The sequence below is a fragment of the Bordetella ansorpii genome, assembly GCF_900078315.1.
Lineage (GTDB): Bacteria > Pseudomonadota > Gammaproteobacteria > Burkholderiales > Burkholderiaceae_B > Bordetella > Bordetella ansorpii.
On the sequence record NZ_FKBS01000012.1, the window covers coordinates 1 to 24,432 of the forward strand.

The 24,432-nt window shown below is 67.8% G+C and carries 22 protein-coding genes; 9 read left to right on the forward strand and 13 right to left on the reverse strand.

All coding sequences use genetic code 11. From position 1 onward, the window contains the following. Positions 1–968: phosphate acyltransferase (locus A7W11_RS05195; protein WP_268874726.1), on the forward strand; the 968-nt coding region annotated here is incomplete at its 5' end. An 87-nt stretch (positions 969–1,055) separates the two neighbouring features. On the opposite strand, the gene A7W11_RS05200 is transcribed toward A7W11_RS05195, so the two are convergent. The 6 genes from A7W11_RS05200 to A7W11_RS05220 all read right to left on the reverse strand — a co-directional run bounded on the left by A7W11_RS05200 (position 1,056) and on the right by A7W11_RS05220 (position 6,229). Next, entirely contained in the window at positions 1,056–2,210 is a 1,155-nt protein-coding gene (locus A7W11_RS05200; RefSeq protein WP_066409539.1) for a substrate-binding domain-containing protein, read from the reverse strand. Positions 2,211–2,774: 564 nt separating this feature from the next. Next, a complete protein-coding gene (gene speD, locus A7W11_RS05205; protein WP_066409544.1) occupies positions 2,775–3,152 on the reverse strand; it encodes an adenosylmethionine decarboxylase in 378 nt (125 codons plus the stop codon). Continuing rightward, positions 3,149–3,298: a hypothetical protein gene (locus tag A7W11_RS28345; RefSeq protein ID WP_173678808.1), complete on the reverse strand. Its 150-nt coding sequence runs from the start codon at positions 3,296–3,298 to the stop codon at positions 3,149–3,151. The genes speD and A7W11_RS28345 overlap by 4 nt, the downstream gene beginning before the upstream one ends. After that, positions 3,298–4,785 (reverse strand): DUF4178 domain-containing protein, encoded by a 1,488-nt coding sequence (locus tag A7W11_RS05210; RefSeq protein ID WP_066409545.1) that lies wholly within the window; start codon positions 4,783–4,785, stop codon positions 3,298–3,300. Before A7W11_RS05210 ends, A7W11_RS28345 begins: the two co-directional genes overlap by 1 nt. A gap of 10 nt (positions 4,786–4,795) precedes the next feature. After that, on the reverse strand, positions 4,796–5,818 hold the full coding sequence (locus A7W11_RS05215; protein ID WP_066409546.1) for an SPFH domain-containing protein: 1,023 nt from the start codon (positions 5,816–5,818) through the stop codon (positions 4,796–4,798). 24 nt (positions 5,819–5,842) lie between these two features. Then, on the reverse strand, positions 5,843–6,229 hold the full coding sequence (locus tag A7W11_RS05220) for a DUF350 domain-containing protein (RefSeq protein WP_066409548.1): 387 nt from the start codon (positions 6,227–6,229) through the stop codon (positions 5,843–5,845). 86 nt (positions 6,230–6,315) lie between these two features. On the opposite strand from A7W11_RS05220, the gene A7W11_RS05225 reads away from it, so the two are divergent. Both A7W11_RS05225 and A7W11_RS05230 read left to right on the forward strand, forming a co-directional pair. Next, positions 6,316–7,827: a polyamine aminopropyltransferase gene (locus A7W11_RS05225; RefSeq protein WP_066409550.1), complete on the forward strand. Its 1,512-nt coding sequence runs from the start codon at positions 6,316–6,318 to the stop codon at positions 7,825–7,827. Then, entirely contained in the window at positions 7,827–9,443 is a 1,617-nt protein-coding gene (locus A7W11_RS05230) for an FAD-dependent oxidoreductase (protein WP_066409552.1), read from the forward strand. Before A7W11_RS05225 ends, A7W11_RS05230 begins: the two co-directional genes overlap by 1 nt. Positions 9,444–9,463: 20 nt before the next feature. Here the strand turns inward: A7W11_RS05230 and A7W11_RS05235 are convergent, their stop codons facing one another. Next, on the reverse strand, positions 9,464–10,519 hold the full coding sequence (locus A7W11_RS05235; protein WP_066409555.1) for a VWA domain-containing protein: 1,056 nt from the start codon (positions 10,517–10,519) through the stop codon (positions 9,464–9,466). Between the two features lie 70 nt (positions 10,520–10,589). On the opposite strand from A7W11_RS05235, the gene A7W11_RS05240 reads away from it, so the two are divergent. From A7W11_RS05240 to A7W11_RS05255, 4 genes are read left to right on the forward strand one after another with little or no spacing between them, the layout of a single operon-like run. Then, the gene (locus A7W11_RS05240) at positions 10,590–11,504 is read left to right on the forward strand and encodes a S1C family serine protease (RefSeq protein WP_066409557.1); all 915 of its coding nucleotides are present in this window, start codon (positions 10,590–10,592) and stop codon (positions 11,502–11,504) included. 12 nt (positions 11,505–11,516) lie between these two features. Beyond that, positions 11,517–12,530, forward strand: a complete 1,014-nt coding sequence (locus A7W11_RS05245) for an AAA family ATPase (RefSeq protein WP_066409559.1) — start codon at positions 11,517–11,519, stop codon at positions 12,528–12,530. Then, on the forward strand, positions 12,508–13,587 hold the full coding sequence (locus tag A7W11_RS05250) for a DUF58 domain-containing protein (RefSeq protein WP_082887103.1): 1,080 nt from the start codon (positions 12,508–12,510) through the stop codon (positions 13,585–13,587). Before A7W11_RS05245 ends, A7W11_RS05250 begins: the two co-directional genes overlap by 23 nt. Then, complete coding sequence (locus A7W11_RS05255; RefSeq protein ID WP_066409561.1) at positions 13,584–14,693, forward strand: VWA domain-containing protein; 1,110 nt, start codon at positions 13,584–13,586, stop codon at positions 14,691–14,693. Before A7W11_RS05250 ends, A7W11_RS05255 begins: the two co-directional genes overlap by 4 nt. A gap of 79 nt (positions 14,694–14,772) precedes the next feature. Here the strand turns inward: A7W11_RS05255 and A7W11_RS05260 are convergent, their stop codons facing one another. Further along, a complete protein-coding gene (locus A7W11_RS05260) occupies positions 14,773–16,389 on the reverse strand; it encodes a methyl-accepting chemotaxis protein (RefSeq protein ID WP_459562132.1) in 1,617 nt (538 codons plus the stop codon). A gap of 344 nt (positions 16,390–16,733) precedes the next feature. Then, positions 16,734–17,681: a YicC/YloC family endoribonuclease gene (locus A7W11_RS05265; protein WP_066409574.1), complete on the reverse strand. Its 948-nt coding sequence runs from the start codon at positions 17,679–17,681 to the stop codon at positions 16,734–16,736. 116 nt (positions 17,682–17,797) lie between these two features. Between A7W11_RS05265 and rph the strand changes: the two genes are divergently transcribed. After that, positions 17,798–18,541: a ribonuclease PH gene (rph, locus tag A7W11_RS05270; protein WP_066410128.1), complete on the forward strand. Its 744-nt coding sequence runs from the start codon at positions 17,798–17,800 to the stop codon at positions 18,539–18,541. 116 nt (positions 18,542–18,657) lie between these two features. On the opposite strand, the gene A7W11_RS05275 is transcribed toward rph, so the two are convergent. The 4 genes from A7W11_RS05275 to A7W11_RS05290 all read right to left on the reverse strand — a co-directional run bounded on the left by A7W11_RS05275 (position 18,658) and on the right by A7W11_RS05290 (position 23,235). Continuing rightward, positions 18,658–19,986 (reverse strand): DUF3443 domain-containing protein, encoded by a 1,329-nt coding sequence (locus A7W11_RS05275; protein ID WP_082887105.1) that lies wholly within the window; start codon positions 19,984–19,986, stop codon positions 18,658–18,660. Next, positions 19,983–20,444 (reverse strand): DUF2844 domain-containing protein, encoded by a 462-nt coding sequence (locus A7W11_RS05280; protein ID WP_066409577.1) that lies wholly within the window; start codon positions 20,442–20,444, stop codon positions 19,983–19,985. Before A7W11_RS05280 ends, A7W11_RS05275 begins: the two co-directional genes overlap by 4 nt. Positions 20,445–20,665: 221 nt before the next feature. Further along, positions 20,666–22,063 (reverse strand): MmgE/PrpD family protein, encoded by a 1,398-nt coding sequence (locus A7W11_RS05285; protein WP_066409581.1) that lies wholly within the window; start codon positions 22,061–22,063, stop codon positions 20,666–20,668. A gap of 8 nt (positions 22,064–22,071) precedes the next feature. After that, positions 22,072–23,235: an acyl-CoA dehydrogenase family protein gene (locus tag A7W11_RS05290; protein ID WP_066409585.1), complete on the reverse strand. Its 1,164-nt coding sequence runs from the start codon at positions 23,233–23,235 to the stop codon at positions 22,072–22,074. A gap of 150 nt (positions 23,236–23,385) precedes the next feature. Here A7W11_RS05290 and A7W11_RS05295 point away from each other — a divergent pair, with 150 nt between their 5' ends. Next, the gene (locus A7W11_RS05295) at positions 23,386–24,309 is read left to right on the forward strand and encodes a LysR family transcriptional regulator (RefSeq protein ID WP_066409589.1); all 924 of its coding nucleotides are present in this window, start codon (positions 23,386–23,388) and stop codon (positions 24,307–24,309) included. Positions 24,310–24,432: the final 123 nt, after the last annotated feature.

Here is a 24,432-nt window from a genome sequence, read left to right on the forward strand (position 1 = left end):
CGAAGTCGCGCATCGTGTTCACCGAGGGCGAGGACGAGCGCGTGCTGCGCGCCGTGCAGGTGATCGTCGACGAGAAGCTGGCGCGCCCCATCCTGGTGGGCCGCCCGCAGGTGCTGATGTCGCGCATCGAGAAGTACGGCCTGCGCCTGCGCCTGGGCCAGGACGTCGAGGTGACCAACCCCGAGTACGACGAGCGCTTCCACCAGTACTGGACGACATACTGGGAGCTGATGTGCCGCCGCGGCATCACCAAGGAAATGGCGCGCGTGGAAATGCGCCGCCGCCTGACGCTGATCGGCGCGATGATGCTGCACCTGGGCGATGCCGACGGCATGGTCTGCGGCACGGTGGGCGAGTACCACGAGCACCTGCGCTTCATCGACGAAGTGATCGGCAAGCGCCCGGGCGCCAAGACCTACGCCGCCATGAACATCCTGCTGCTGAACGAGCGCACGGTGGCCCTGGTGGACACGCACGTCAACGACAACCCCACCGCCGAGCAGATCGCGGAATTCACGGTGGCCGGCGCGCGCCAGATGGCGCAACTGAACCTGGCGCCCAAGGTGGCGCTGCTGTCGCGCTCGAACTTCGGCACCGGCAGCTCGACCTCGGGCACCAAGATGCGCGAGGCGCTGGCGCGCGTGCGCGAAGCCGCGCCCGAGATGGAGATCGACGGCGAGATGCACGGCGACTGCGCGCTGGACGAGGCGTTGCGCCTGCGCATCCTGCCGTCGTCCACGCTCAAGGGCGAGGCCAACCTGCTGGTCTGCCCCAACGTGGATTCGGGCAACATCGCGTACAACCTGCTGAAGGCCACGGCCGGCGCGAACGTGGCCATCGGCCCGTTCCTGCTGGGCGTGAACGCGCCGGTGCACATCCTGACCTCCAGCGCCACGGTGCGGCGTATCGTGAACATGGCGGCGCTGACCGTCATCGATGCGAACCGGGTCGAACAGCCGGCAGCTTGACGAGTTTGCCGGCCGTGACCGGCCGGCAATCCGAATTCAATGTCAGGAACGGGCCCCGCGCGATACCGGCGCGGGGCCCGTTCTGTTTCAGCGGCCCACTACCGTCGCGCAATACGTGGGATCGCCGATCGCGAGGGTTCCGCTGCCCAGGAACCGGCTGGCGACCGCGGCTCGGGTGGCGTTGGGCAGGGGGGCCAGCGGGTCTGCGTAGGGCAGCGTCAGGACACGATTGAGCATGGACTTCATCGCGGCGCGCACGGTCGCCGATTGATAGCACTGGCTGGCCAGCGTGAAGACGTAATGCACCAGCGGATAACCTGAATAGGGTTGCGTGACGGGCGGGCTGACTCCCCAGCTCAGGGGGTTGCCTGGATTGTTGCCGCTTCCATAGCCAGGACTCGATGGATTGGTAATGACGGTTCCACCGGGCGGGGCGAAGGCGCTCATGGCGGCGGTCGCATTCGCAGGCGTGGGAGCGAAACCGTCTATCGACACGAGAGCCGGGGACGGAATGTCGACCGTGTTGTAGCCGATGGTGTCGGGATGGCCGTTGACAAGAATCGCCATGGCCGTGTTGGAGGTCACCGCGGCGAAATGCATGGGAACCGTGCCGTACATGTCGGAAAACATGTGCGTGACGACCGGGTTGGGAGGTTGTTCGCCCGGATTGCAGTTCGTCATCAGAAACCGGCTCAGGATGTACGTCAGCGATGAATTTGTGGTCAGGTAGCCGACGGTGATAGGCGTCGCGGGCAGCGATGGGTCGAGCGTGTTCCAGTGGGTATAGCTACCGGTATAGATACGGCAGACCTGATGAGTGGTCAGCGCCAGCGGGCCACTGTGGCCGGGCAGGTTGACGTGTAGACCCAGCATCATGACACCGGCCGGAAACTGGATCAGCCGTCCGCTGTTGGAGCCGGGCGCGCTCGTCGGATACGTGGCCGCCTCGGTAGCCGTCATCGAAATGACGGCGTTCGAGAAGTGGATCTCGGGATGAGGGAACCAGGGGTCCAGCAGCGCTGGATTGTTCTGCAGGAATGCCTGGCGCGAGGGCTGGTCGCCGGAACCCGTGGCGTAGGTGTCGAATAAAGCGTCCGAATCCATCGCCTGCTGAAAAGTCGGGCGTGCGGCGAAGGTGCCGCCGCCCTGGATGAACTGCTGCGCGGATGAGGGGGAGGCCCAGGCTGTTGCAGCCAGGCAAGCGGTAAGCGCCGCGGTGCGGGCCGATCGATCGATGAGCATGGTGAACTCCGGATGTGGGATGGCGGTGGGCGGTGCGCGCCTGCTGTCGTGCCGGGTTTGGCCGAGGCGACGCGACTGGACGGACTCCCCTGCAGGGAAGGGCCGTCATGGTGAGCAAGAGGGCATCGATCTGGCGCCGGGACGAGGCCATGAGCTATCCGCTGCGTCGATGCGGGCAGCGATCGGCGTGCTCTGTTCTTTTTCTGATGGGCGAGTGGGTGCGACGCTCGCTTCTTTTCCCAGAAATCGTGCGCTATCCGATTGACGGCCGGATGAAGCGATTCCGGGTAGCGGCCGCGTGTCATCTACCGGAAGATTCGGGGCCGTCCTGGCCGGCTTTGCCGTCGTGTCGCGGCTCGGCCTATTCCATCGGGAATGGGGTTCCACGGCCTGCCGGTGCGGCACGGAGAGTGCCGGCTTACTCCGATTCTTGTCGATTCATGCAGACGCAACCAGGCTTGAAGCAATGGATGCGAATGTTCCGACAATCTCGTCGTTGAATGTTCCGGAACTCGGAGCCCTGGGCAACGCCCCTGCCGATGGCGCCGATTCCCGGCGCCGCCTTCAGGCCGGCAGCGCCGTTCGCGCGCCGCGCTCGATCGACGTCAGCGCCACATGTTGCGGCGACAGCCCCGTCTTCACATATTCCAGCGCCAGCTCGGGCCGGGCGTCACCGCACATGAAGACGTCCAGCGCAGCAAAGCCATGTTCAGGCCAGGTATGGATGCTCAGATGCGACTCGCCCAGCACGACCACGCCGGTCACGCCGGCCTGGCCGCCGAAGTGGTGGAAGTGCGCGCTGAGTACGTGCGCGCCCGCGGCGTGGGCGGCCGCGGTCAGGATGGTTTCGATGCGGACCGGGTCGCGCAGCACGCCGGCCTGTACGCCATGCAGGTCGGCCAGCAGGTGCCGTCCCGATGCGGCCGGGCTGTGGGCGCTCATTTGTGGGAACCGCTGGAGGACCACCCCGAGCGGCCGGAACTGGAGCCGCCCCAACTGGAGCCGCCGCTATTGGCGGCGCTGTAGCTGTTCGCCGTGACGGTGCCGACCACCGCGATCAGATAGATGATGTACAGGATGCGGCCCATTATTCCTTCGATCCCTTCCACAGCAGCTTGATCGCGCCCAGCGGCATCCAGATCAGGAACAGGCCGGCCAGCAGGAAGGGCAGGCCGGCGCTGAAGATCTGTTCGAAATTCAGGAACAGCATGGCCATGGTGGCGATCCAGCCCAGGCTGCCGTAGGGGCTTTTGTTCTTGGCGGTGGAGCGCGAGGGTTGCGCCAGTTCGGGACGCTTGAACCATTCGGCCAGTTGGGCGGGACGGACCGTATTGGAGCCGGACCAGCCCAGCTCGGTATCGGTCTCTTCGCGCGTGATCGTGGTGAAGCCCTTGGGGAACGCGCTCGTGAAGTCGGCGCAGCGCGTCAGGTAGCCCTGGTGCACGCGCCAGTTGAAAGCGCCCAGCGCGACCTCGACGGTCGAGGTGTATCGCTCGTCCAGGGTGTATTTCCTGCCGTCCAGCACCGCGCTGGCGGGGTCGGGCTGGTGGGGCCACTGGTCGCACACCCGGGCGCGGCTCCAGCCGTCTGGCGTCTCGACCAGCCACAGGAACCCGGCCTGCGGACTGTGCAGCAGGTATTCGATCCAGACGTAGGGCTCTTCCGGATCGGAATCGGTGCAGCGCATCAGGCCGATCAGCGTGTAGGCGCTGCCGTTGATGGTGGCCTTCTCGCCCAGGGCCAGCGTGGTCTTGAAGGCCGAGACCTCGCGCTGCTTCTGGATGACCAGGGCGGTGTCGCCGCTGCAATCCACGATGGCCTGGCACGAAGGACAATTGACCTGCGTGGCCACCGCCGCGGCGAACGAGATGGGCGCGCCGCAGTTCGGGCAGTCCAGCGCCTCGATGGTGCCCTGGAACACGCCGGAGGCCTCCTCGATGAGGTGCGTCGGGCGCAGCGTGGCGCGTTGCAGCGCGTCCAGTCCGATGGACTTGCCCAGATAGGCCGTGGGCGTGCCGCCGTCGGAATAGTCCAGCGTAAGGAATTCGTCGCCGAAGCGGAAATCGGCCACGCGGGCGGTCCAGCCGCCTTCGGGCACCGCGAAGGGCAGTTCGCCCTGGCCGGCGGTGCTGCGTGCCGTGCGCACGTCGGCGGCGCTGAACAGGCGGCCCGTCAGGTTGACCTTGTCGTCGGGCTTGAGCGCATCGAAGGCGGGCGGGCCGCTCATCAGTTCACTGATCTTGCGCGGGCGGGTGACGGCATACTGGCCCGACGCATCGGACAGCCAGCCGTCGCTGCCGTCATCGAAGAACAGGTACCACTCGTTCCAGAAGCCGTCGTCGTATTGCAGTTGCAGACGGCCGATGACGTCGAAGCGCTTGCCGTCGAACTGGCCGGCGGTGCCGATCTGGATGGGCGAGTAGTCTTCCAGCACCTCGGACATGGTGCCGATGCGCCGGACCGATTCGGCATCCTTGAGCAGCGTGCTGCGGCAGGCGCCGCACACCGCCATGACGGAGGCGGCGGACTGGAACTTGACCGGCGCGCCGCACTGGGGACACAGGATCTGCTGCATGGACGTCGTGTCAACCGCCCGTGAGCTGCTTGAGCACGGCCGCCTTGGCGGTGTCGTAGTCCTGCTGCGTGATCAGGTTCTGGTCCAGCAGCGTCTTCAGTTGCGTCAGCCGCTGGGTGGGATCGCCCGCGGGCGCAGGCGCCGCGGGGCTGCCCGCCGCCGCGGCCGCAGGCGCCGCGCCCGCCAGGCCGGCCGCCATGGTCTGGCCCAGCGCCGCGCCGGCCGCCAGGCCCGCGCCGATGCCGGCGATGCCGCCTTCGTTGGCCGCCGCCACGGGAATCGACGTGGCGGTCTGGTACTGCGTGTACTTGCTCATGTCGCCGACGATACCCATCGAGATCCGGGTATCCAGCGTCTTCTGCAGTTCCTCGGGCAGCGAGACGTTCTCGACCGTGAAGTTGTCGAGTTCGACGCCATAGCGCGAGAAGACGGGCTTCAAGGCCTGCGCGATGTTCTGCGACATCAGGCCCTGGTTGGCGGCCATGTCGAGGAAGGGCACCTGCGAGCCGCCCAGCGTGGTGCTGAGGGAGGCGACCACCATGTTGCGCAGTTGTTCTTCCAGGTCGTCGACCGTGTAGCTTTCGCGCGTGCCGCTGATCTCGCGGTAGAACAGGCCCGGGTCGGCGATGCGGTACGAATAGATGCCGTAGGCGCGCAGGCGCACCATGCCGAATTCGCTGTCGCGCACCGTGACGGGCTGGGCGGTGCCCCAGCGGCGGCCCAACTGCAGGCGCGTGCTGAAGAACACCACGTCCGACTTGAAGGGCGATTCGAAGAGCTTGTCCCAGTTCTTCAGGTAGGTGAGGACCGGCAACGTCTGCGTGGTGAGCTTGTGCATGCCGGGGCCGAACACGTCGGCGACCTTGCCTTCGTTGACGAACACCGCCATCTGCGACTCGCGCACGGTCAGGCTGGCGCCGTACTGGATTTCGAAGCCCTCCATGGGATGACGCCAGGCGAGCACGCCGTCGGTGTCTTCGTTCCATTGGAGGACGTCGATGAACTGTTTACTGATGAACGATCCGAGACCCATGATCGGCTCCTGTTCGGTGTGTTATCAGGTCAGGCAGGCGGCGTTGACGATGCCTACGGCCAGTGAGATGCCGCCCATCAGGCCACCCATGGCGACGTTGTTGTCGTGGATGGCCTGGTTCATGGCGCGGATGACGCGCGAGATCACCAGGTAGACCAGCACCTGCGTGGCCATCGCGCCCAGCGCCCATGAGATGAACATCGGCCAGGTGGCGTGCGAGGCGATGCTGGAGAACAGCGTGAGGCTGAAGCCGATGAGCGCGCCGCAATAGGACAGGGCGGCCGCGCTGTTGCCCTTGCGGATCAGCGCCATTTCGTCGAAATGGGTGATCTTCGAATACACCATGGCAAAGACGCCCAGTATTGCCAGGGCGGACACCAGGTAGATCAGGTAGGCATAGGCTTGCGGCATGAGGTTCCCGTGGATTGCGCTACGGCGTGAGTATAGGCAAGAGCGTCCGATATACTGCCACCGATTTATTGCCCGGGAAACCATTCATGCGCGACCGCGCGTTGATACTGTCGGTATTGATCGTGGCCTCGTGCGGGCTGGGATACGAGTTGATCGGCAGCGCACTGGCCAGTTATCTGCTGGGCGACTCCGTACTTCAGTTTTCAACTGTCATCGGTTGTTACCTCTTCGCCATGGGCGTGGGGTCGTGGCTGTCGCGTTACGTGGCCGACGAAGACGTGCTCGACCGCTTCGTCGACGTCGAGATGATGGTGGGCCTCTTGGGCGGCATATCGGCCGCCGTGCTGTTCCTGACCTACGCGTGGGTGGCGGTGCCGTTTCGCACGTCGCTGTACATGACCATCTTTCTGATCGGGATGATGGTGGGGATGGAAATCCCGCTGGTCATGCGCATCTTCAATCACCAGCGCACCGAATTCCGGGAACTGGTCAGCCGCGTGCTGGCGTTCGATTATCTCGGCGCGCTGGCCGTGTCGCTGGTCTTTCCGCTGTTGCTGGCGCCGCGCCTGGGGCTGCTGCGCACGGGCTTCCTGTTCGGCATCCTGAACGCGGGCGTGGCGCTGTGGATGATCCACCTGTTCCGCGCGGACCTGCACCGGCCTCGCGAGCAGACCCTGCGCGCCGTGCTGGTGCTGGGACTGCTGGGCACGGGGTTCGTGTTCTCGGGCCAGTTGACCGGCTGGGCCGAGAAGGGCCTGTATGGCGACGAGATCATCCACGCCGAGACCACGCCTTACCAGCGCCTGGCCGTGACGCAATGGCACGACGACCTGCGCCTGCACATCAACGGCAACCTGCAGTTCTCGTCGCGCGACGAACACCGCTATCACGAATCGCTGGTGCATCCAGGGCTGGGCGCGGTGCCGTGGGCGCGCCACGTCCTGGTGCTGGGCGGCGGCGACGGCCTGGCGGTGCGCGAGATCCTGAAGCATCCCAGCGTGAAGCAGGTCACGCTGGTCGATCTCGATCCGGCCATGACGCGCCTGTTCTCGACCTCGCAGCCCCTGGTGGCCTTGAACAAGGGCTCGCTGAAAGACCCGCGCGTGCGGGTGATCAACGCCGACGCGGGCCGCTGGCTGGAAGACAACGCCGAGGTGTTCGACTTCATCGTGGTGGATTTTCCCGATCCCACCAATTTCGGCCTGGGCCGCCTGTATTCGGTGCCGGTGTACCGGCTGATGGCCCGCCACCTGGCCGAGCAGGGCTACATGGTGGTGCAGTCGACCTCGCCGTACTTCGCGCCGCGCTCGTTCTGGAGCATCGACGCCACCCTGAAGGAAGCGGGCCTCCATACCTGGCCGTATCACTGCTACGTGCCGTCGTTCGGCGACTGGGGGTTCATCCTGGCCGGCAAGCGGGCGGACTACACGGTGCCCGACAAGGTGGGCGTGCCCACGCGCTACCTGGATTCGTCCACCATGGCCGAGCTGTTTCATTTTCCCGCCGACATGCCGGCCCTGTCCATGCCGCCCAACCGCCTGAACGAGCAGTCGCTGGTGCGGTATTTCGACGAGGACTGGCGCAAGGTCATCCGCTGATGCTGCGCCGCGAGTTCCTGCTGGGCGGCGCCGCCGTGGCCACGGGCCTGGGCATCGCCTGGCGCGCGGGCGTGCGCGAGGTCGAACCCGCGATCTCGTATCCCGGCATGCGCGAGGGGCATGGCTTGCGTGACGGCGCGGCGCGGCCTGTGCCGTCTGGCGAACGCGCGGTGGGCGTCGCCATCCTGGGCGCGGGCGTGGGCGGGTTGTCGTGCGCGTGGCAGTTGGCGCGCTCGGGGTTCCGTGATTTCGTGGTGGTGCAAGGCCCGGAGTTCGGCGGCAACGCGTCGGGCGGCGGCAGTGGCGAACTGGCCTATCCGCGCGGGGCGCACTATCTGCCGCTGCCGTCATTGGCCAGCACGCACGTGCGCGAGATGCTGGCCGAGTTCGGCGTGATCCTGCATGGCGCGCAGGATGCGCGGCCGTACTTCGACGAAGCCGTGATCGTGCATGGCCTGGACGAGCGCCTGATGCGCCACGGCCACTGGGAAGACGGGGTGGTGCCGCACGGCGATACGCCTGCCGAGCAGGCACAGCACGAGGCGTTCTTCCGCTATGTGGACAGCCTGCATGGCGCGCAGGGGGCGGATGGACGCAAGGTGTTCAGCATTCCGCTGGAACTGTCGTCGCGCGATCCGGAGTGGCTGGCGCTGGACCGGATGACGTTCAAGCAGTGGCTGCTGGATCAGGGCTATACCTCGCCGAGGCTGCACTGGTACCTGAACTACTGCTGCCGCGACGACTACGGCGCGTCGTACGAGCGGGTCTCGGCATGGGCCGGCCTGCATTATTTCTGCGCGCGCGACGGGCATGCCGACAATGCGCCCGATGGCGCGGTGATGACCTGGCCCGATGGGCTGGCGCCCCTGGTGCGCAGGATGCGAGATTCCATCACGCGCCGCCTGGGCCATGCGGACTGGCTGGCGCCCGGTTTCGCGCTGCACGTGGACGAGCGCGCGCGAGACGCGGTGCGGGTGCTGGTGGCCGACCCGTCGGGCGCGGCGGGCACCTTGCGCGCGCAGCGGGTGGTGTGCGCGATGCCGCTGTTCGTGGCGTCGCGCCTGCTGGATCTGTCGGGGCACGGCTTCGACCCGCAGCGGCATCAGCCCGAGCATGCGGCGTGGATGGTGTCCAATTTTTCGCTGAACGGCTATCCGGCCGAAGCGGCGGGCGCGCCGCTGGCGTGGGACAACGTGGTGTACGAAGGGTCGGCGCTGGGCTATGTGGTGTCCACGCACCAACTGCTGCGCGTGGCGCCGTCGCCGCGCACGGTGTTCACGGCCTACGAGGCGCTGTCGCATCTGTCGCCTACACAGGCGCGGCAATGGCTGGCCAAGGCCAGCCCCGAGGAACTGCGCGAACATGCCGCCGTGGACCTGCTGGCCGCCTACGGCCCGGAATTCTGGCGGCACGCGACGGCGCTGGACATCACGGTGCGCGGCCACGCGATGGCCACGCCCACGCCGGGATTCCTGTCCAATGAGGGCTTGGCGGCGTTGCGCCAGGCCAATGGGCGCGTGCTGTTCGCGCACGCGGATCTGTCGGGGTATTCGGTGTTCGAGGAAGCCGCGTGGTGGGGTGTAAGGGCGGCTGCGCGGATCCTGGGCGAAGCCTAGGGCCCTGGCCGTGTTCGCCGTCAGCGCCTGAACCACAGGATCGACAGCGTGCAGGCCAGCACCATCAGCAGGGCCGCCAGACCCGCCAGCAACGCGCCGATCTCGGTTTCGCGCTTTTCCAGCGCCAGCCGGGTGGTCAGTTGCTTGTAGACCTGGCCCAGATCCGCCGCCGACCCTGCCTGGAAGTACTCGCCGCCCGTCAGCTTGGCCACGGCGCGCAAGGTGGTTTCGTCCAGTTGCATGAAGAACGACCAGCCGTCGTCCATGACGGCCGAGCCCTTCGGGGTGCCGAAGCCGACGGTGTACACGCGTACGCCGCGGTCGGCCGCCAGCCGCGCGGCCTCCATCGGATCGGGGCCGGTGGTACGCCGGCCATCGCTCAGCAGGATGATGGCGCCATTGGTGTACGAACCGGGAGGCACGGGCTCGCGCTGGGCCTGGCGTTCGCGCGCGGCCTGGGCCTGGCCCAGCGGCATGGGCTTGCCGTTCCATTGCGGCGACACGCTTTCGAAGCGCATGGCGCTGGCATCGATGCCGTCATCGGGAAACAGCGTGGCCAGGGCCATCAGCAGGCCGCTGCCGGTGGCCGTGCCGCGTTGCAGTTCGAAGCGGTCGATGGCGTCGAGCATGTCCTGCTTGAACTCGGTGGGCGCCTGCACCAGCGTGGCGGCGGCCGCGAAGGACACGATGCCCACGCGGGCGCTGGACGGCAACTGGGCCACGAAGGCGCGTGCGGCTTCCTGCGCGGCGACCATGCGTGTGGGCGGAATGTCGGAGGCGTCCATGCTGCGCGACACGTCCATGGCCAGCACCAGCGTATAGGCATCGGACGGCAGGGTGACCGTGGCGCTGGGCCGAGCGCAGGCCAGCAGGGCGGCGCCCAGGGCCAGCAGGAACAGCACGGGAGGAATGTGGCGGCGCAGCCGCTGGCCGGGACCCATGGCCGCGCGCGGCAACGCCAGGCTGGCGTAGATGACGGCGGCTTTCTTGCGCCGGGTCAGCACGTAGACGTATGCCGCGGCCAGCGCCGGAAGCACCAGCAGCAGCCAGAGCATGTCGGGCCAGAGAAACTGCATGCAGTGCTCCTTGGCGCAGGGGTAGGACGATGGTACTGTAGTTCGACGGCGGCGCGGAGCTTCGGCATCGATGAAACGGGTTGCGAAATTCGGATGGGCGGCAGCAGGCCTTGCCCTGGCCTTCGCAGCCGGTCTTGCATGCACCTGGCTGGTGCAGCCGGCGCCGCACACCCTCACGCAGGACGATATCGACACCGCGGTGCTGCATACCCTGCAGACCAAAAGCCTGCCCTCGCGCACTGCGCGCGCCGCGGCCGTGGTCCGGCAATCGGTGGTGGAGATCCAGGGTTTTCCCGATGAAGATCCGCCCAAGGCCGAGGCCCCGCGCACCGCGGACAAACCCACGCCTCAAAAGAAGCCCCCGCGCAAACCTCAGGCCAACGCGAAGAACGAGCGCGCGGACAAGGCCGGCGCGGGCGACAAGCCTCCCGAAGCCCCCAAGCCCCAGATGCGCAACGTGGGTTCCGGCGTGGTCGTCACGGAAGAGGGCATGATCCTGACCAACTATCACGTGGTGGCCGGGGCCCACCGGCTGCTGGTGACGTTCCACGACGGCCAGGAGTCCGAGGCCACGCTGGTCAGCGCCACGCCCGAGAAAGACCTGGCCGTGCTGCGGCCCAAATCCATTCCCGACGATCTGCCGGCGGCCACGCTGGGCTCCAGCCGCAATCTGTCGCCGGGCGACGAGGTGGTGGCGATCGGCTTTCCGTTCGGCATCGGGCCGTCGGTGTCGGCGGGCGTGGTGTCGGGCCTGAACCGCGAGTTCGTCTCGGCCGAGCACAAGCAGAACCTGTCCGACCTGATCCAGTTCGACGCGGCGGCCAACCCGGGCAATTCAGGAGGGCCGCTGGTCGACATGAACGGCGAGGTGGTGGGCATCGTCACCGCCATTCTCAATCCCACGCAGAGCGGCACTTTCATCGGCATCGGTTTCGCCACCACCATCGAAAGCGCCGGCAGCGCCGTCGGTTTCTCTCCCTTCTAGACACGGAGTCCCATGAACGACACAGCTTTCAACGCCGCTGGCGGCGACCCCCTGATGGAGCGGGTGTTGTTCGAGGTCAAGCGCGTGGTGGTCGGGCAGGATCACTTCCTGGAGCGGGTGCTGGTGGCCATCCTGGCACGCGGGCACCTGCTGGTGGAGGGCGTGCCGGGCCTGGCCAAGACGCTGACCGTGAACACGCTGGCACAGACCATGCGCGGCGTGTTCAAGCGCATCCAGTTCACGCCCGACCTGCTGCCGGCCGATCTGGTCGGCACGCGCATGTACAACCAGCGCACCGGCGAGTTCTCGACGGTGCTGGGGCCCGTGTTCGCCAATCTGCTGCTGGCCGACGAGATCAACCGGGCGCCGGCCAAGGTGCAGAGCGCCTTGCTGGAGGTCATGCAGGAACGCCAGGTGACCATTGCGGGCGAGACGCACGCGGTGCCGTCGCCATTCCTGGTGATGGCCACGCAGAATCCCATCGAGACCGAGGGCACCTATCCCTTGCCCGAGGCGCAGGTCGACCGCTTCATGATGAAGGTGCTGGTGGGCTATCCCAGCGAGGAAGAAGAGGTTGTCATCGTCAACCGCGTGACGGGACCGCGCATCATGGTCAATGCGCTGGCCACGCCGGACCAACTGGCGGCGTTGCAGGCCGAGTGCCGGCAGGTCTATGTGGATCCGGAATTGGTGCAGTACGCCGTCCGGCTGGTGGCGGCCACGCGCAAGCCGGCGTTGTACGGGCTGGACGAACTGGCGCGCTATGTGTCGTACGGCGCCAGCCCGCGCGCCACCATCGGCCTGATCGAAGGGGCGCGAGCCTTGGCGCTGCTGCGTGGCCGGAAGTATGCGTTGCCGGAGGACGTGGTCGATCTGGTGCCCGACGTACTGCGCCACCGGCTGGTGTTGACCTACGAGGCGCTGTCGGAAGGCATCGATGCCGACCTGTTGATCGCGCGCATCCTGCGGGCCGTGCCCGTGCCGGAACGTCCATTGGAATCCCATGTTCGGGTGGCGGCGGAATAAGCGGGCGGCGCCCGCGCCACAGGCCCCGGCCGGGAGCGCATCGGCCGCGGATGCCGACGCCTTGCTGCAACGGCTGGAATGGACGGTGGTGCGTCGGTTGGACGGACTGCTGCAGGGCGACTACCGCACGCTGTTGCGCGGCTTCGGGCTGGACGTGGCGGACCTGCGAGAGTACCGCCCCGGTGACGATGTGCGCCACATCGACTGGAATGCCACGGCGCGCCTGCCGTCGCCGCACGTGCGCGAATTCCAGGAAGACCGCGAGGTGGCGGCCTGGTTCCTGCTGGACCTGAGCGGATCGGTGGACTTCGGCTCGGGCGCGGTGCGCAAGCGCGCCATGCTGGATGATTTCACCGCGGTGATGGCGCGGCTGCTGGTCAAGCATGGCAATCGCATCGGTGCCGTACTGTATGGCGGGGCGGGTCAGCCGCCATCGGTGGTGCCGGCGCGCGCGGGGCGCCGCCATCTGCTGCATCTGCTGTCGCGCATGCGCGCCACGCGGGCGGCGGCGTCAAAGGACAAGAGAGAAGCGCATGCCGAGGGCGGCACGCGCCTGGCGGATCTGTTGGCCCATGCGCAGGCGGCGGCTACGCGGCGCGGCGTGGTCTTCGTGGTGTCCGATTTCATCAGCGAGCCAGGCTGGGAGGCGCCGCTGGGCATGCTGTCGCGGCGGCATGAGGTGGTGGCGGTGCGTCTGGTCGATCCGCTGGAGCTCAGCCTGCCCGACCTGGGGCTGGTCGTGTTGCAGGACGCCGAGAGCGGCGAGCAGATGTTCGTCGATACGCACGACGCAGGCTTTCGCAGGCGCTTCGAGGCGGCGGCCGAATCACGCGAAGCCGGATTGCGCCAGGCCTTCGCGCGGGCGGGGGTGGACTGCCTGGTGCTGCCGACCGACGCACGGTTGGATCTGGCCTTGCTGCGATTCGCGCGCGAGCGCAGCAGGGCGCGCAGGCGCGGCGCCGCGGCGCCCGGAGCGGGCGTTCCCGACCGGGCGCCGATCGCCGCCGTGGCTGGCGGGCAAGCCTGGGCGCGGCCGGCCGAGGGGCGCCGGCCATGAATACGCTGCCCGAATTCAGTTTCATCTGGCCGCGCCTCTTGTGGCTGCTGTGCCTGGTGCCGGTGCTGGCCGGCTTGTATGGGTGGCAGGCGCGGCGCAATCGCCAGACGGCACGCTATCCTGCCTTGCAGGCCGCGGGGCTGGTCGTGCAGGGGGGATCGCGCTGGCGGCGGCATGTTCCGCCGGTGTTGGCATTGCTGGCGGTGGCGGCGTTGCTGGTGGCCACTGCGCGGCCGCAAGCCATGCTGCGGCTGCCGTCGAATGTGCAGACCGTGATCCTGGCCCTGGATATGTCCGGCAGCATGCGTGCCGAGGACGTCAAACCCAGCCGCATGCAGGTCGCCCGGCAGGCGGCGAAGGCCTTCGTGGCGGAGCTGCCCGCCGGCGTACGCGTGGGCGTGGTGGCCGTGGCCGGCACGGCGGCCGTGGCCCAGCCGCCCAGCCGTCGCAAGGACGAGGTCACCGCCGCCATCGACCGCCTGCAGCCGCAGCGCGGTTCCGCGTTGGGCAACGGGCTGGCCATCGCATTGGGCACGCTGCTGCCGCGCGGCACGGTAGACACCTCCGAGTTCCTGAACCCGGAGGCGGGACCGCCCGGCAGTTCGCCGCGCAAGCCGGCCGCTGGCGCCAGCGCGGGCGCCGCCCGGCCGGGCGAGGGCGCCGGCTACGAAGGCCCGCCGCCGATCCGCCAGGAGGCCGCGCCGGGTTCGTATGCGTCGGGCGCGATCGTGCTGATGTCCGACGGCGAAGGCAATGCCGGACGGGACGTCCTGCAGGCGGCCGATCTGGCGGTTCGGCATGGGGTGCGAATCTACACCGTGGGCATCGGCACCACGGAGGGGGCGGTGCTGTCCGTCGAGGGCTGGTCCGCGCGCGTGCGGCTGGACGATACCGTGTTGAAAAAGGTTGCCGACGTGACCGGCGCGTCCTACTACCGGGTGGACGACGCCAAGGGGCTGAAACAGGTCTACCAGTCGCTGAGCGACCGCCTGGCCTACGACCGTACGAACATGGTCGAGATCACGGCCTTCTTCACTGCGCTGGGGGCTCTGCTGGCGGCCTGCGCGGCCATGCTGTCGCTGTGGTGGTTCGGCCGGGTGGTGTAGCGTTGCGCGGTGGCCCGCTCGCGCGGGCCGTCTTGCTTCGAGGCCTGCCTGCCAGCGCGGGCAGCGCATGCAGGCAGGCCTATTTCTGCGCGGCCATCGCTGCGGCGCCGCGAGCGTGAGGTGCCGCAACGGCGGACTCGCCGACCGTACGACGGACCGCTTCCGCCGACCGGTATCCAATGCGGAAGCCGCCCCAATGCCTGCCGTTCACGTAGATGGGAGCTGACAGGTCATGCATCACTTCGCCGGTGTCGCGTTTGTAGGTCTGCAACAGGAAGGGCAGGGTATTGCTGCCGCAGCGGGAACCCGTGCGGTCGGTGAAGATCCGCTTGGTGCGGTTGTGCACCAGGTCGTAGTCGTAGTCGCCCGTCAGCGGTTGCGAGAACTTCCGGTTGTGCGTGGGAAAGTAGCCGCGGTCGTCCACCGCGCCCGCATAAGCCAGCCACGGCAGGTCTTCCAGCACCGCTTCCTGGATGGGCGGCAGCGCCTGGTCGGTATAGGCGTCGAACGCGCTGGCGTGTTTCTGGGGATTCGTACCGGGAATCGGCACGTAGTGGCGGTCGAACAGGGCGGCTTCGGTGATGCGGCCTTCGGCGATGGCCCGCTCGAACAGGGCGCCCACGGCCTGCGCGGCGCGTTGCGCGGCGGCGCGCACGGGGTCATGCGCGGTGCGGGCGCCCAGGTCGGCCATGGCGCCAAGCAGCGTCTCGCCGCGTTCGCTGAGCAGCATGGCCGAGCCCGTGGCGCGCGGCAGCTCGTCGTGCGTGGCGAGCATGCCGTCGCGGATGTGCGAGACCGTCTCGGCGATGGCGCGGGTGGTCGCCACGTGCTCGTGCGAGGCGTCGGCGATCTGTTGCACGGCCTGCTGCGACGCGCCCGCCGAGTGTTCGATGTCGCCCAGCAGGGCATTGACGCGTTGCACGTTGCGGGCGGCGTCCACCACCTTGCCCGTCAGCGCGGCCATGCCGTCGGCGGCATGCTCGGCCTGTTGCGCGATCTCGCGCACCATGGCGCCGATGTCGTCGGTCGCCTCCTTGGTGCGCAGCGCCAGTTGGCGCACCTCGCTGGCCACCACCGCGAAGCCGCGGCCGTGCTCGCCGGCCCGCGCGGCCTCGATGGCGGCGTTCAGCGCCAGCAGGTTGGTGCGCATGGCGATCTCGTTGATCGTCGTGGTGATGCCGTGGATGTGACGCGACTTCTCCTGCAGCGATGCCATTCGCGCACTGGCCGACTGGGCATCCTCGCGCGCCTGCTCGATCCGTTGCCAGCCCTGATCCACTTCGGCGCGGCCCGCCGCGCTCTGGCCGCGCACTTCGGCGGCCACGCGCGAAGCATCGGCGGCGCTCTGGGCGATCTGTTCGGTGGCCTGCGCGGTCTGCGCCGCCCGCGCCGCGATCTGCTCGGTGGCGTGCAGGTCGCGGTCGACTTGGCGCTTGATGGCGTCGATGAAGTGCGAGGTCTCGGCCGCGCCGATGACGATGTGATCGATCTCGGCGCCGGCCTGTTCCAGGCGATGCGCGTCGGCGCGGCGGTTGCCGCTGCGCCACCACAGGCTGACGGTCAGCGTGACGGCCGACGCGAGCGCGGCCGGCAACAGGGTGTGAGTGGTGGTGGCGCCCGCCGCGGCCGCGGCGGCAACGCCGCACAGCGCGCAGGCGCCGCCGGCCGCCAGGCGCCGGGCGGCAAGATGGCCTATTGCTGTCACGGATAGTCCCCTCCAGGTGCTTCTACGCTGCAACAGGTGTGCGCAGCCTTGAGGCCGCGTCTGGTTATGGGTGATGCAAGGTCTGGCGAATGCGGTCCATCGTGACCGCAATCCAGGACGCGAGACGGGACGCGTTCCCTGATCGGCGGCGGATGTGGCCGGACGTCGAAGTTTTATCTCAATTGCGAATATCGCGCCATTCGCAATACTCCGCAGGGGTTGGCAGCAATGCCGGGGCATGCGCAATCGGGGGGGCGGGGATCGTTCTGCGTGCCCCGGGTGCCCAAAACAAAACACCCGCCGGGGCGGGTGTTGGATAGGACACGGATCGCGATCTACTCGATGTTCTGCGCCTGTTCGCGCATCTGCTCGATCAGCAGCTTCAGGTCCATGGCCGCGCGCGTGACTTCCATGCTGCCGGCCTTGGAACCCAGGGTGTTGGCTTCGCGGTTCATTTCCTGGAACAGGAAGTCCAGGCGCTTGCCGGCGCTGCCGCCGGCCGGGCCGCCGCGCTTGCCGGCAGCCTGTTTGCCGCCGCCGCTGCCGGCGCCCAGCAGATGGCGCAGTTCTTCCAGGTGCGACCGCAGGCGCGACAGTTCTTCCGCCACGTCGATGCGCAAGGCGAACAGGTTGGCTTCCTGCGCCAGGCGCTCGGACAGTTCGGGACCGCTGATGTGGGTGAAGCCGCCGGGGAAGGCCGCCTCGACCGATTCGCGCAGCTTGGTGGCCAGTTTCTCGCGGTGGTCGGCCAGCAGTTGGGGCAGGTGGGTGTCGACGCTGTCGACGATGCGCGCCACGCCATCGGCGCACTCGCGCATCATGCCGGCCAGGCGCTCGCCTTCGCGGGCGCGAGCTTCCTGCATCTGGGTCAGGGCTTGCTGGGCGGCCTGCAGGCAGGCGGCGCCCCAGGCTTGCGGATCGAGCGCGTCGGCGTTGCGCTGGCCGGGCCAGTTGTAGAGTTCGGCCAGGCGCGGCGCGGCCACTTCGGGCAGGATCTGGCGCGCGGCTTCCAGTTGGGTGGCCAGGCGTTGCAGCCAGGCGGTATCCAGCGTGTTCAGGTCGGCACCGGCGGCACGGGTGTACGAGACGCGCACTTCGACCTTGCCGCGTGCCAGATTGCTGGTCAGCAGTTCGCGCAGCGGCGTTTCGGCATGACGCAGCTCGTCGGGCAGGCGAAAGTAAAGATCGAGATAACGGCTGTTGACGCTGCGCAATTCGAGCGCCAGCGAGCCTTGTTCGAGGTCCGCTCGGGCGTTGCCGAAGGCGGTCATGCTACGGATCATGGCGTGTCCTGGTAAAGCCGGGCGCTCTGCGGCGCCGCTTGCAAACGAGCAGGATACCACTGGCGCCCCTCGTACAATGGCCCCATTTGCCAACTTTTCCGGAGCCCGCCGTGAGCCTGAACCCTGAACCCGCCACGTCCGCCGCTCGTCCGTCCGGTCGCCGCCCCGACGAACTGCGCCCGTTTTCGCTCGAACGCCACTACACGCGCTATGCGGAAGGCTCCGTCCTGGTGCGGGCCGGGCACACGCATGTGCTGTGCACGGCCAGCGTGCTGGAGAAGGTGCCGCCCTTCCTGAAGGGCCGCGGCGAGGGCTGGGTGACGGCCGAGTACGGCATGCTGCCGCGCGCCACCCATACCCGCGGCGACCGCGAGGCCGCGCGCGGCAAGCAAAGCGGCCGCACGCAGGAAATCCAGCGCCTGATCGGCCGCAGCCTGCGCGCCGTGTTCGACCTGAAGGCGCTGGGCGAGCGTACGCTGCACCTGGATTGCGACGTGCTGCAGGCCGATGGCGGCACGCGTTGCGCCAGCATCACCGGCGCCTGGGTGGCGGCGTCCGACGCCATCGCACTGCTGATGCAGCGCGGCGATCTGCAGGCCAATCCGATCCGCGATGCGGTGGCGGCGGTGTCGGTGGGCCTGGTGGGCGGCCGTCCGGTGCTGGACCTGGATTACGAGGAAGACTCGGCCTGCCAGGCCGACGTCAACGTGGTGATGACCGGCAGCCGCGCCTTCGTGGAGGTGCAGGGCACCGGCGAAGAAGCCACCTTCACCCGAGCCGAACTGGACGGCATGCTGGCGCTGGCCGAAGGCGGCATCGCTCAACTGGTGCAGATGCAGCGCGGGGCGTTGGGCGCCTGATCTTCCCGGTCGGGCAGGGGGCTGGCGGACGTTGCCGCCAGGCCCCGCCCGATAGCAGGCGCCAGTCCGCTGGGGCCCGTCCCTTGGGGCAGTGCGGCACGGTCAGTTCGACACGGTCAGTTCGACACGTAGCTCACGTACGGCCCGGTACCCCCACCGGCCGAGACCATGCCCGTCAGCCCGTAGTACACGTGCCGGCCGTAGAAGAACGGCAGGCCCAGATCGAACAGCCCGGCGATTTCGCCGCCGAGGTTGTTGAAGGCGGCATTGCCTGTGCCGAACAGCGCATCGGCGTTGGCCACGTCGAAAGTCAGGGCGGTGCCGACCGCATCGGCGGGCGCGCTGCGGTCCAGCAGCGTGGCCGAAATCGACTGGGTGGTCGAGGGCGCATAGAAATCGGGGCTGTTGCGGCTGTGCGCGATGGACGTGTCGCTCAAGAAATAGCCGTTCGAACCCGAATCGGTGAAGCCGCGGATGCGGTTGCCCTTGTAGATGACGTCGAAGTCGCCCGCCGAGTTGGTGCGCAACACGGGGGATCCCTTGCCCTGCAAGGTGTTGTTGTCCGCCGTGTCGATGCCGAACACCAGCGTGCCCGTGGCGACGTTCTTGCCATTGGGGCCGATGGGTTCCATCTGCAGTACCACGCCATTGTTGTGCTGCGCGAAGCGGCTGACCGGATTGCCGACCTGGTTGGCCACCGCTTGCGTGATGGGCGTGCAGGCCGCGCCGTTGCACGAATAGTAGAAGCGCGGGTTGGCCGTGGTGCTGCATGCGGGGCAATCCGCGGGCGCCACGCCCACGCCCAGGATGCCATTGCCGCCCAGGTCGGACACCTTGCCCAGATAGCTGTTCTGCACGCAGGCGTCCGGCACGGCGCCGCCGATGGCGGGATCGCCCCAGATGTGGATCGGCACGTTCTGGGCGGTCTGCGCGCCCAGGCGAACGTCGGCGTTGCGCACGCCGCCCCAGGCATTGCTGTCGACGAACAGCGTGCACTCGGCGATGCGCGCCGCACCGTCGCGCTGGGCGGTGAGCGTGGCCAGCGTGGCGGAGGGCACGGCCGAGGCGAACAGGCGCAGGCCGTACGAGCCGGTGTCCACCAGGACATTGTCGATGGTGGCGCAGGCGGTCGCGGCGTTGGAGCCCGGCGCGCAGATCGTGACGCTGGCCGTGGGGAAGTTGCGCGGCTTGTCCGCGCCATTGCTGACCGTGACGGGAATGGCGTTGACGGCGTTGCTGTCGGTGGGTTGGGCAGAGGGCGAGCCGGGCAGGGGCGCGTTGGGATCGACCGCGGGCGCCGTCACGGCATTGTCGCCGGATTTGGAGCTGCCGCTGTCGGCGCTTGCGCCGTCATCGCCGCCGCCTCCGCCGCAAGCGGCGAGCAGCATCATCAGGCACGCCGCGGTGATCCAGCGCGCCTTGTGCATCAGGTTCTTCGTGTTCATCGTATGTCGGCTGCGGTAACGCCAGAGGGAATGGAGTCGGTCAGATAGGCTCGGCCAATGAATGAGCCCATGTGGCCGCCGCTTTGTACGGTGAGGCCGGCTTCTTCGACTTGAACGGGACCGGGTGCGCCGCCGCGCCGGGCCGCGCGACGCGCGTCCAGGGCCTGGCGATAGGTGGGGAAGTAGGCGCCCAGCAGCGTATTCAGGGGCGGCATGTCGGGGCCGTCCCAGACGATGCCGAACACGGTGCCGCTAGGCGTGACGTACTCGCGGACCGTAGTGCCGCTGGGCAGCAGGGTCTGGATGACGTTGAACGGGGTGGTGGTGGCCGCCAGTGCGCGGGCTTGGAACGTACTGATCTGCGGCGCCGGCCAAGTCGGGGTGCCCCCCAGCTCGGCGTGCGCCGGCAGTGCAGCGCAGGCGATGCTCGCCAGCGCTGCGTAATGCCATTTCGCCATGAAAGTCCTTATTTACTTGCGCCGTCTTTTGATGTCCAGCGGCGACGTGGGGCGAATAATAAGGGTATTTCTTGACGAAAATGCGACGAACTGACGAATAAAGTGTAGATATATCCGGAGGTTGCATTAACTTCCGGATATTCCTACATTTTAAATATTCACAAATAATCGATTGATTTGTGGATATTTATCGCAAGATTGTTATTAATTTCAGGGATGATTCAGGCCGGCATCAGCGTGCCCACGCGTTCCAGGCGCTCGAGGTTCCAGATGGTGTCGATCAGCGTGCGCACCTCGGCTTCGGAGGCGGCGCCCGCATAGACGCCCAGGCGCAGCGTCTTGTCCTCGATCTCGGGGCGGCTGAGCGTGTTGCCCGGATCGCCCTTGGGTTCGTCGACGCGCGCCTCGAACGTGCGGCCATCGTGGGTGTGCACGGTGACCTTGCCGATCCAGCGGTTGGGATAGGCGTTGTCGACTTCTTCGTCGAGCTGCATTTCGACCCGATCACGGAAGCTGGCCACGGCGGGATCCTGCAGGGCGGCGTCGAACTCGGCCAGGCCGGCCCGCCCGCCACGCGCGATCAGCGCCAGCACGGTGCCCATCGAGAACTTGGACTGGTGCACCGTGCGCGGATCGGTGACCGGCCCCAGCACGTCGATGGCGCCCTGGTGCACGTGCGTGACCACACGGGCGATGTCGTCGGCGCGCAGACCGTTGGCGCGCATGGCTTCCTGCAGGGCATCCGCCGCGGGGTGCGTATGGCGGCATGACGCGTGGTACTTGAACGAGGTTTCGGCCAGCGCCCAGCGCTGGCCCAGGCGGTCGGTGAGGCGGGCCGGATCGGCGTCGCGCGACATGCCGGCCGCCATGCCTTGCGGACCTTCGAGGATGTGCTGCGCGCCGGTGAAGCCTTCGCGCGCCAGCCAGGCGGCCATCAGGCCATCTGCCGCGGCCTTGGCGGTATGCAACTGCTTGGAGTCGGCCGCGTCGCGCAGGAATTCCCACAGGCCGGCGGCCTGGGTGCCGGCCGAGCCGAACGCGTGCAGCATCTGGGCGGCGTCCAGGCCCAGCAGGCGGCCCGCGGCGGCGGCGGCGGCGATGGTGCCCGCCGTGCCGGTGGTGTGGAAGATCTTGTAGTGCGAACGGCCCAGGAATTCGCCGACGCGGATGCCGACTTCGTAGCCGGCCACCGAGGCCGTCAGCACGTCGCGGCCGGAACTGCCCAGCGCCTGCGCCAGGGCCAGCACGGGCGGGAAGACCACGGCGGCGGGATGGAACACCGAGCCGTTGTGCACGTCGTCCTGTTCGACCACGTGCGAGGCGGCGGCGTTGACCATGGCAGCGAACAGGGGCGAGGAGCCGCGCCGCGCGGTGAGGATCTCGGACGGGCCGGATTGCGGGCCCATGGCCAGGGCGTAGCGTTCGATGGCCTGCACGGGACGGGCGCGCGCGCCGGCCAGGATCGAGGCCAGGCCGTCGAGCAGCAGGTCTTCGGTGCGGCGCAGGACCGCCGCGGGGATCTGTTCGAACCGCAGGTTGGCGGCGAAGGCCGCGAGTTCGGCGCTGGGATGGGCCGGGACGTGGGAAGCGGGCGCCACGGCGCTGGGCGATGCCGACATGGAGGACCTCAGAAGGAGCGGGGCAATCCGAGCACGTGTTCGGCCACGTACGACAGGATCAGGTTGGTGGAGATGGGCGCGACCTGGTAGAGGCGCGTCTCGCGGAACTTGCGTTCGACGTCGTACTCGTTGGCGAAGCCGAAGCCGCCGTGGAACTGCAGGCAGGCATTGGCGGCTTCCCACGAGGCGTCGGCGGCCAGCAGCTTGGCCATGTTGGCCTGCGTGCCGCAGTGCTGGCCGGCATCGAACAGGCGGCAGGCCTCGTAGCGCATCAGGCTGGCGGCCTCGACGTTGATGAAGGCGCGCGCGATGGGGAACTGCACGCCCTGGTTCTGGCCGATGGGGCGGCCGAACACCACGCGTTCCTTGGCATAGGCGGTGACCTTGTCGACGAACCAGTAGCCGTCGCCGATGCACTCGGCGGCGATGAGCGCGCGTTCGGCGTTCAGGCCGTCGAGGATGTAGCGAAAGCCCTTGCCCTCTTCGCCGATGAGGTTCTCGACGGGGATTTCGAGGTTGTCGAAGAACAGCTCGTTGGTCTCGTGGTTGACCATGTTGGCGATGGGACGGACTTCCATGCCGTGGCCGATGGCTTCGCGCAGGTCGACGATGAAGATGGACATGCCGTCGGCCTTGCGCGTGACCTGTTCCAGCGGCGTGGTGCGCGCCAGCAGGATCATCAGGTCGGAATGCTGGATGCGCGAGATCCAGACCTTCTGGCCGTTGATGACGTAGCGGTCGCCGCGGCGGATGGCGGTGGTCTTGATGCGCGTGGTGTCGGTGCCGGTGGTGGGCTCGGTGACGCCCATGGATTGCAGGCGCAGTTCGCCGCTGGCGATGCGCGGCAGGTAGTTGCGCTTCTGTTCGTCGGAGCCGTGGCGCAGCAGCGTGCCCATGTTGTACATCTGGCCGTGGCAGGCGCCCGAGTTGCCGCCGCTGCGGTTGATCTCTTCCATGATGACCGAGGCTTCGGTCAGGCCCAGGCCCGAGCCGCCGTATTCCTGCGGGATCAGCGCGGCCAGCCAGCCGGCCTCGGTGAGGGCGCGCACGAAGGCGTCGGGATAGCCGCGTTCTTCGTCGACCTTGCGGAAATATTCGGCGGGGAACTGCGCGCACAGGTCGCGCACCGCGCTGCGGATGTCATCAAAGGCGTAGGGAGAGGTATCGGACATGGGGAATGGTTGTGTGCAGCGATCTTCTATGATGGCGCCCAGCACGGGCTGGTACGCCTCAACTTTGCCGCAGCCCCGCCGCACTGCCAATTTAAGATTGCCGAATACCGGGTTATCGATTCCCGAAGAGAACATAGGAGACCGGCCCGGATGGCTGCGCATTTCGACCTGACCGACCTGCAGTTGATCGTCCACATCGGCGACTGGCACAGCCTGACGCGAGGCGCCGAGAAGTCGCATCTGTCGCTGCCGGCCGCCAGCACGCGCGTGAAGAACCTGGAGGAATACTTCGGCACGCAACTGCTGTACCGGTCCAGCCAGGGCGCCACGCTGACGCCCTCGGGCGAGGCCCTGCTGCGCCACGCGCGCACGGTGATGCAGCAGGTCGAGCAGCTGCGCGGCGACATGCAGGAGTACGCGCGCGGCATCAAGGGCCACGTGCGCGTGCTGGCCAACACCACGGCCATGACCGAATTCATGCCGGCCGTGCTCAGCCGCTTCCTGGCCGGCCATCCCGACGTGAACGTCGAATTGCGCGAGCGGCTGAGCTATCTGGTGGTGCGCGCGGTGGCCGAGGGCTCGGCCGACATCGGCATCGCCGCGGCCGGGCAGGGCGCGGACCCGAAGGTGCAGTTCATCCCGTACCGCAACGACCGGCTGGTGCTGGTCACCGGGCGTGGCCATCCGCTGGCCGGCGAGCCGTCCGTGGCGTTTGCCGACACCCTGGGCGACGATTATGTCGGGCTGTCGGAGGCCAGCGCCATTCATCCGTTCCTGGTGCAGGCCGCGGCCGCGCTGGGCCGGATCTTCCGCTTTCGCGTCGAAGTGGGCAATTTCGAAGCCGTCTGCCGCATGATCGAAAGCGGGGTCGGCATCGGGGTGATCCCGGAATCGGTGGCGCTGCGCTACGCGCGCAGCCTGGGCATCGCCATCGTGCCGCTGACCGATGCCTGGGCCCTGCGCCGGCTGCACATCTGCGTGAAGGATCTGGACGCCTTGCCGGCATTTGCCCGCGATCTGGTCAAGGAGTTGGTAGAGGACGTTCCTCCCGACGAACGGGCCATTTCCGACTGAGGTGAAGCATTAAGTTACGTTTTTGTTTGCCATAAGCGAGAAGCGTAAACAAATGTCAAGAAACTGCCAAAGTTGCACTGCAAAATCGTGCGCATCCCCGCGCTCTGAGCGGGCTCTGGCAGG

Coding starts and splice junctions, on each gene's coding strand:
- A7W11_RS05200 (WP_066409539.1), bottom strand. CDS start 2,210: ATGCTCATCGATCGATCGGCCCGCACCGCGGCGCTTACCGCTTGCCTG.
- speD (WP_066409544.1), bottom strand. CDS start 3,152: ATGAGCGCCCACAGCCCGGCCGCATCGGGACGGCACCTGCTGGCCGAC.
- A7W11_RS28345 (WP_173678808.1), bottom strand. CDS start 3,298: ATGGGCCGCATCCTGTACATCATCTATCTGATCGCGGTGGTCGGCACC.
- A7W11_RS05210 (WP_066409545.1), bottom strand. CDS start 4,785: ATGCAGCAGATCCTGTGTCCCCAGTGCGGCGCGCCGGTCAAGTTCCAG.
- A7W11_RS05215 (WP_066409546.1), bottom strand. CDS start 5,818: ATGGGTCTCGGATCGTTCATCAGTAAACAGTTCATCGACGTCCTCCAA.
- A7W11_RS05220 (WP_066409548.1), bottom strand. CDS start 6,229: ATGCCGCAAGCCTATGCCTACCTGATCTACCTGGTGTCCGCCCTGGCA.
- A7W11_RS05225 (WP_066409550.1), top strand. CDS start 6,316: ATGCGCGACCGCGCGTTGATACTGTCGGTATTGATCGTGGCCTCGTGC.
- A7W11_RS05230 (WP_066409552.1), top strand. CDS start 7,827: ATGCTGCGCCGCGAGTTCCTGCTGGGCGGCGCCGCCGTGGCCACGGGC.
- A7W11_RS05235 (WP_066409555.1), bottom strand. CDS start 10,519: ATGCAGTTTCTCTGGCCCGACATGCTCTGGCTGCTGCTGGTGCTTCCG.
- A7W11_RS05240 (WP_066409557.1), top strand. CDS start 10,590: ATGAAACGGGTTGCGAAATTCGGATGGGCGGCAGCAGGCCTTGCCCTG.
- A7W11_RS05245 (WP_066409559.1), top strand. CDS start 11,517: ATGAACGACACAGCTTTCAACGCCGCTGGCGGCGACCCCCTGATGGAG.
- A7W11_RS05250 (WP_082887103.1), top strand. CDS start 12,508: ATGTTCGGGTGGCGGCGGAATAAGCGGGCGGCGCCCGCGCCACAGGCC.
- A7W11_RS05255 (WP_066409561.1), top strand. CDS start 13,584: ATGAATACGCTGCCCGAATTCAGTTTCATCTGGCCGCGCCTCTTGTGG.
- A7W11_RS05265 (WP_066409574.1), bottom strand. CDS start 17,681: ATGATCCGTAGCATGACCGCCTTCGGCAACGCCCGAGCGGACCTCGAA.
- A7W11_RS05275 (WP_082887105.1), bottom strand. CDS start 19,986: ATGAACACGAAGAACCTGATGCACAAGGCGCGCTGGATCACCGCGGCG.
- A7W11_RS05280 (WP_066409577.1), bottom strand. CDS start 20,444: ATGGCGAAATGGCATTACGCAGCGCTGGCGAGCATCGCCTGCGCTGCA.
- A7W11_RS05285 (WP_066409581.1), bottom strand. CDS start 22,063: ATGTCGGCATCGCCCAGCGCCGTGGCGCCCGCTTCCCACGTCCCGGCC.
- A7W11_RS05290 (WP_066409585.1), bottom strand. CDS start 23,235: ATGTCCGATACCTCTCCCTACGCCTTTGATGACATCCGCAGCGCGGTG.
- A7W11_RS05295 (WP_066409589.1), top strand. CDS start 23,386: ATGGCTGCGCATTTCGACCTGACCGACCTGCAGTTGATCGTCCACATC.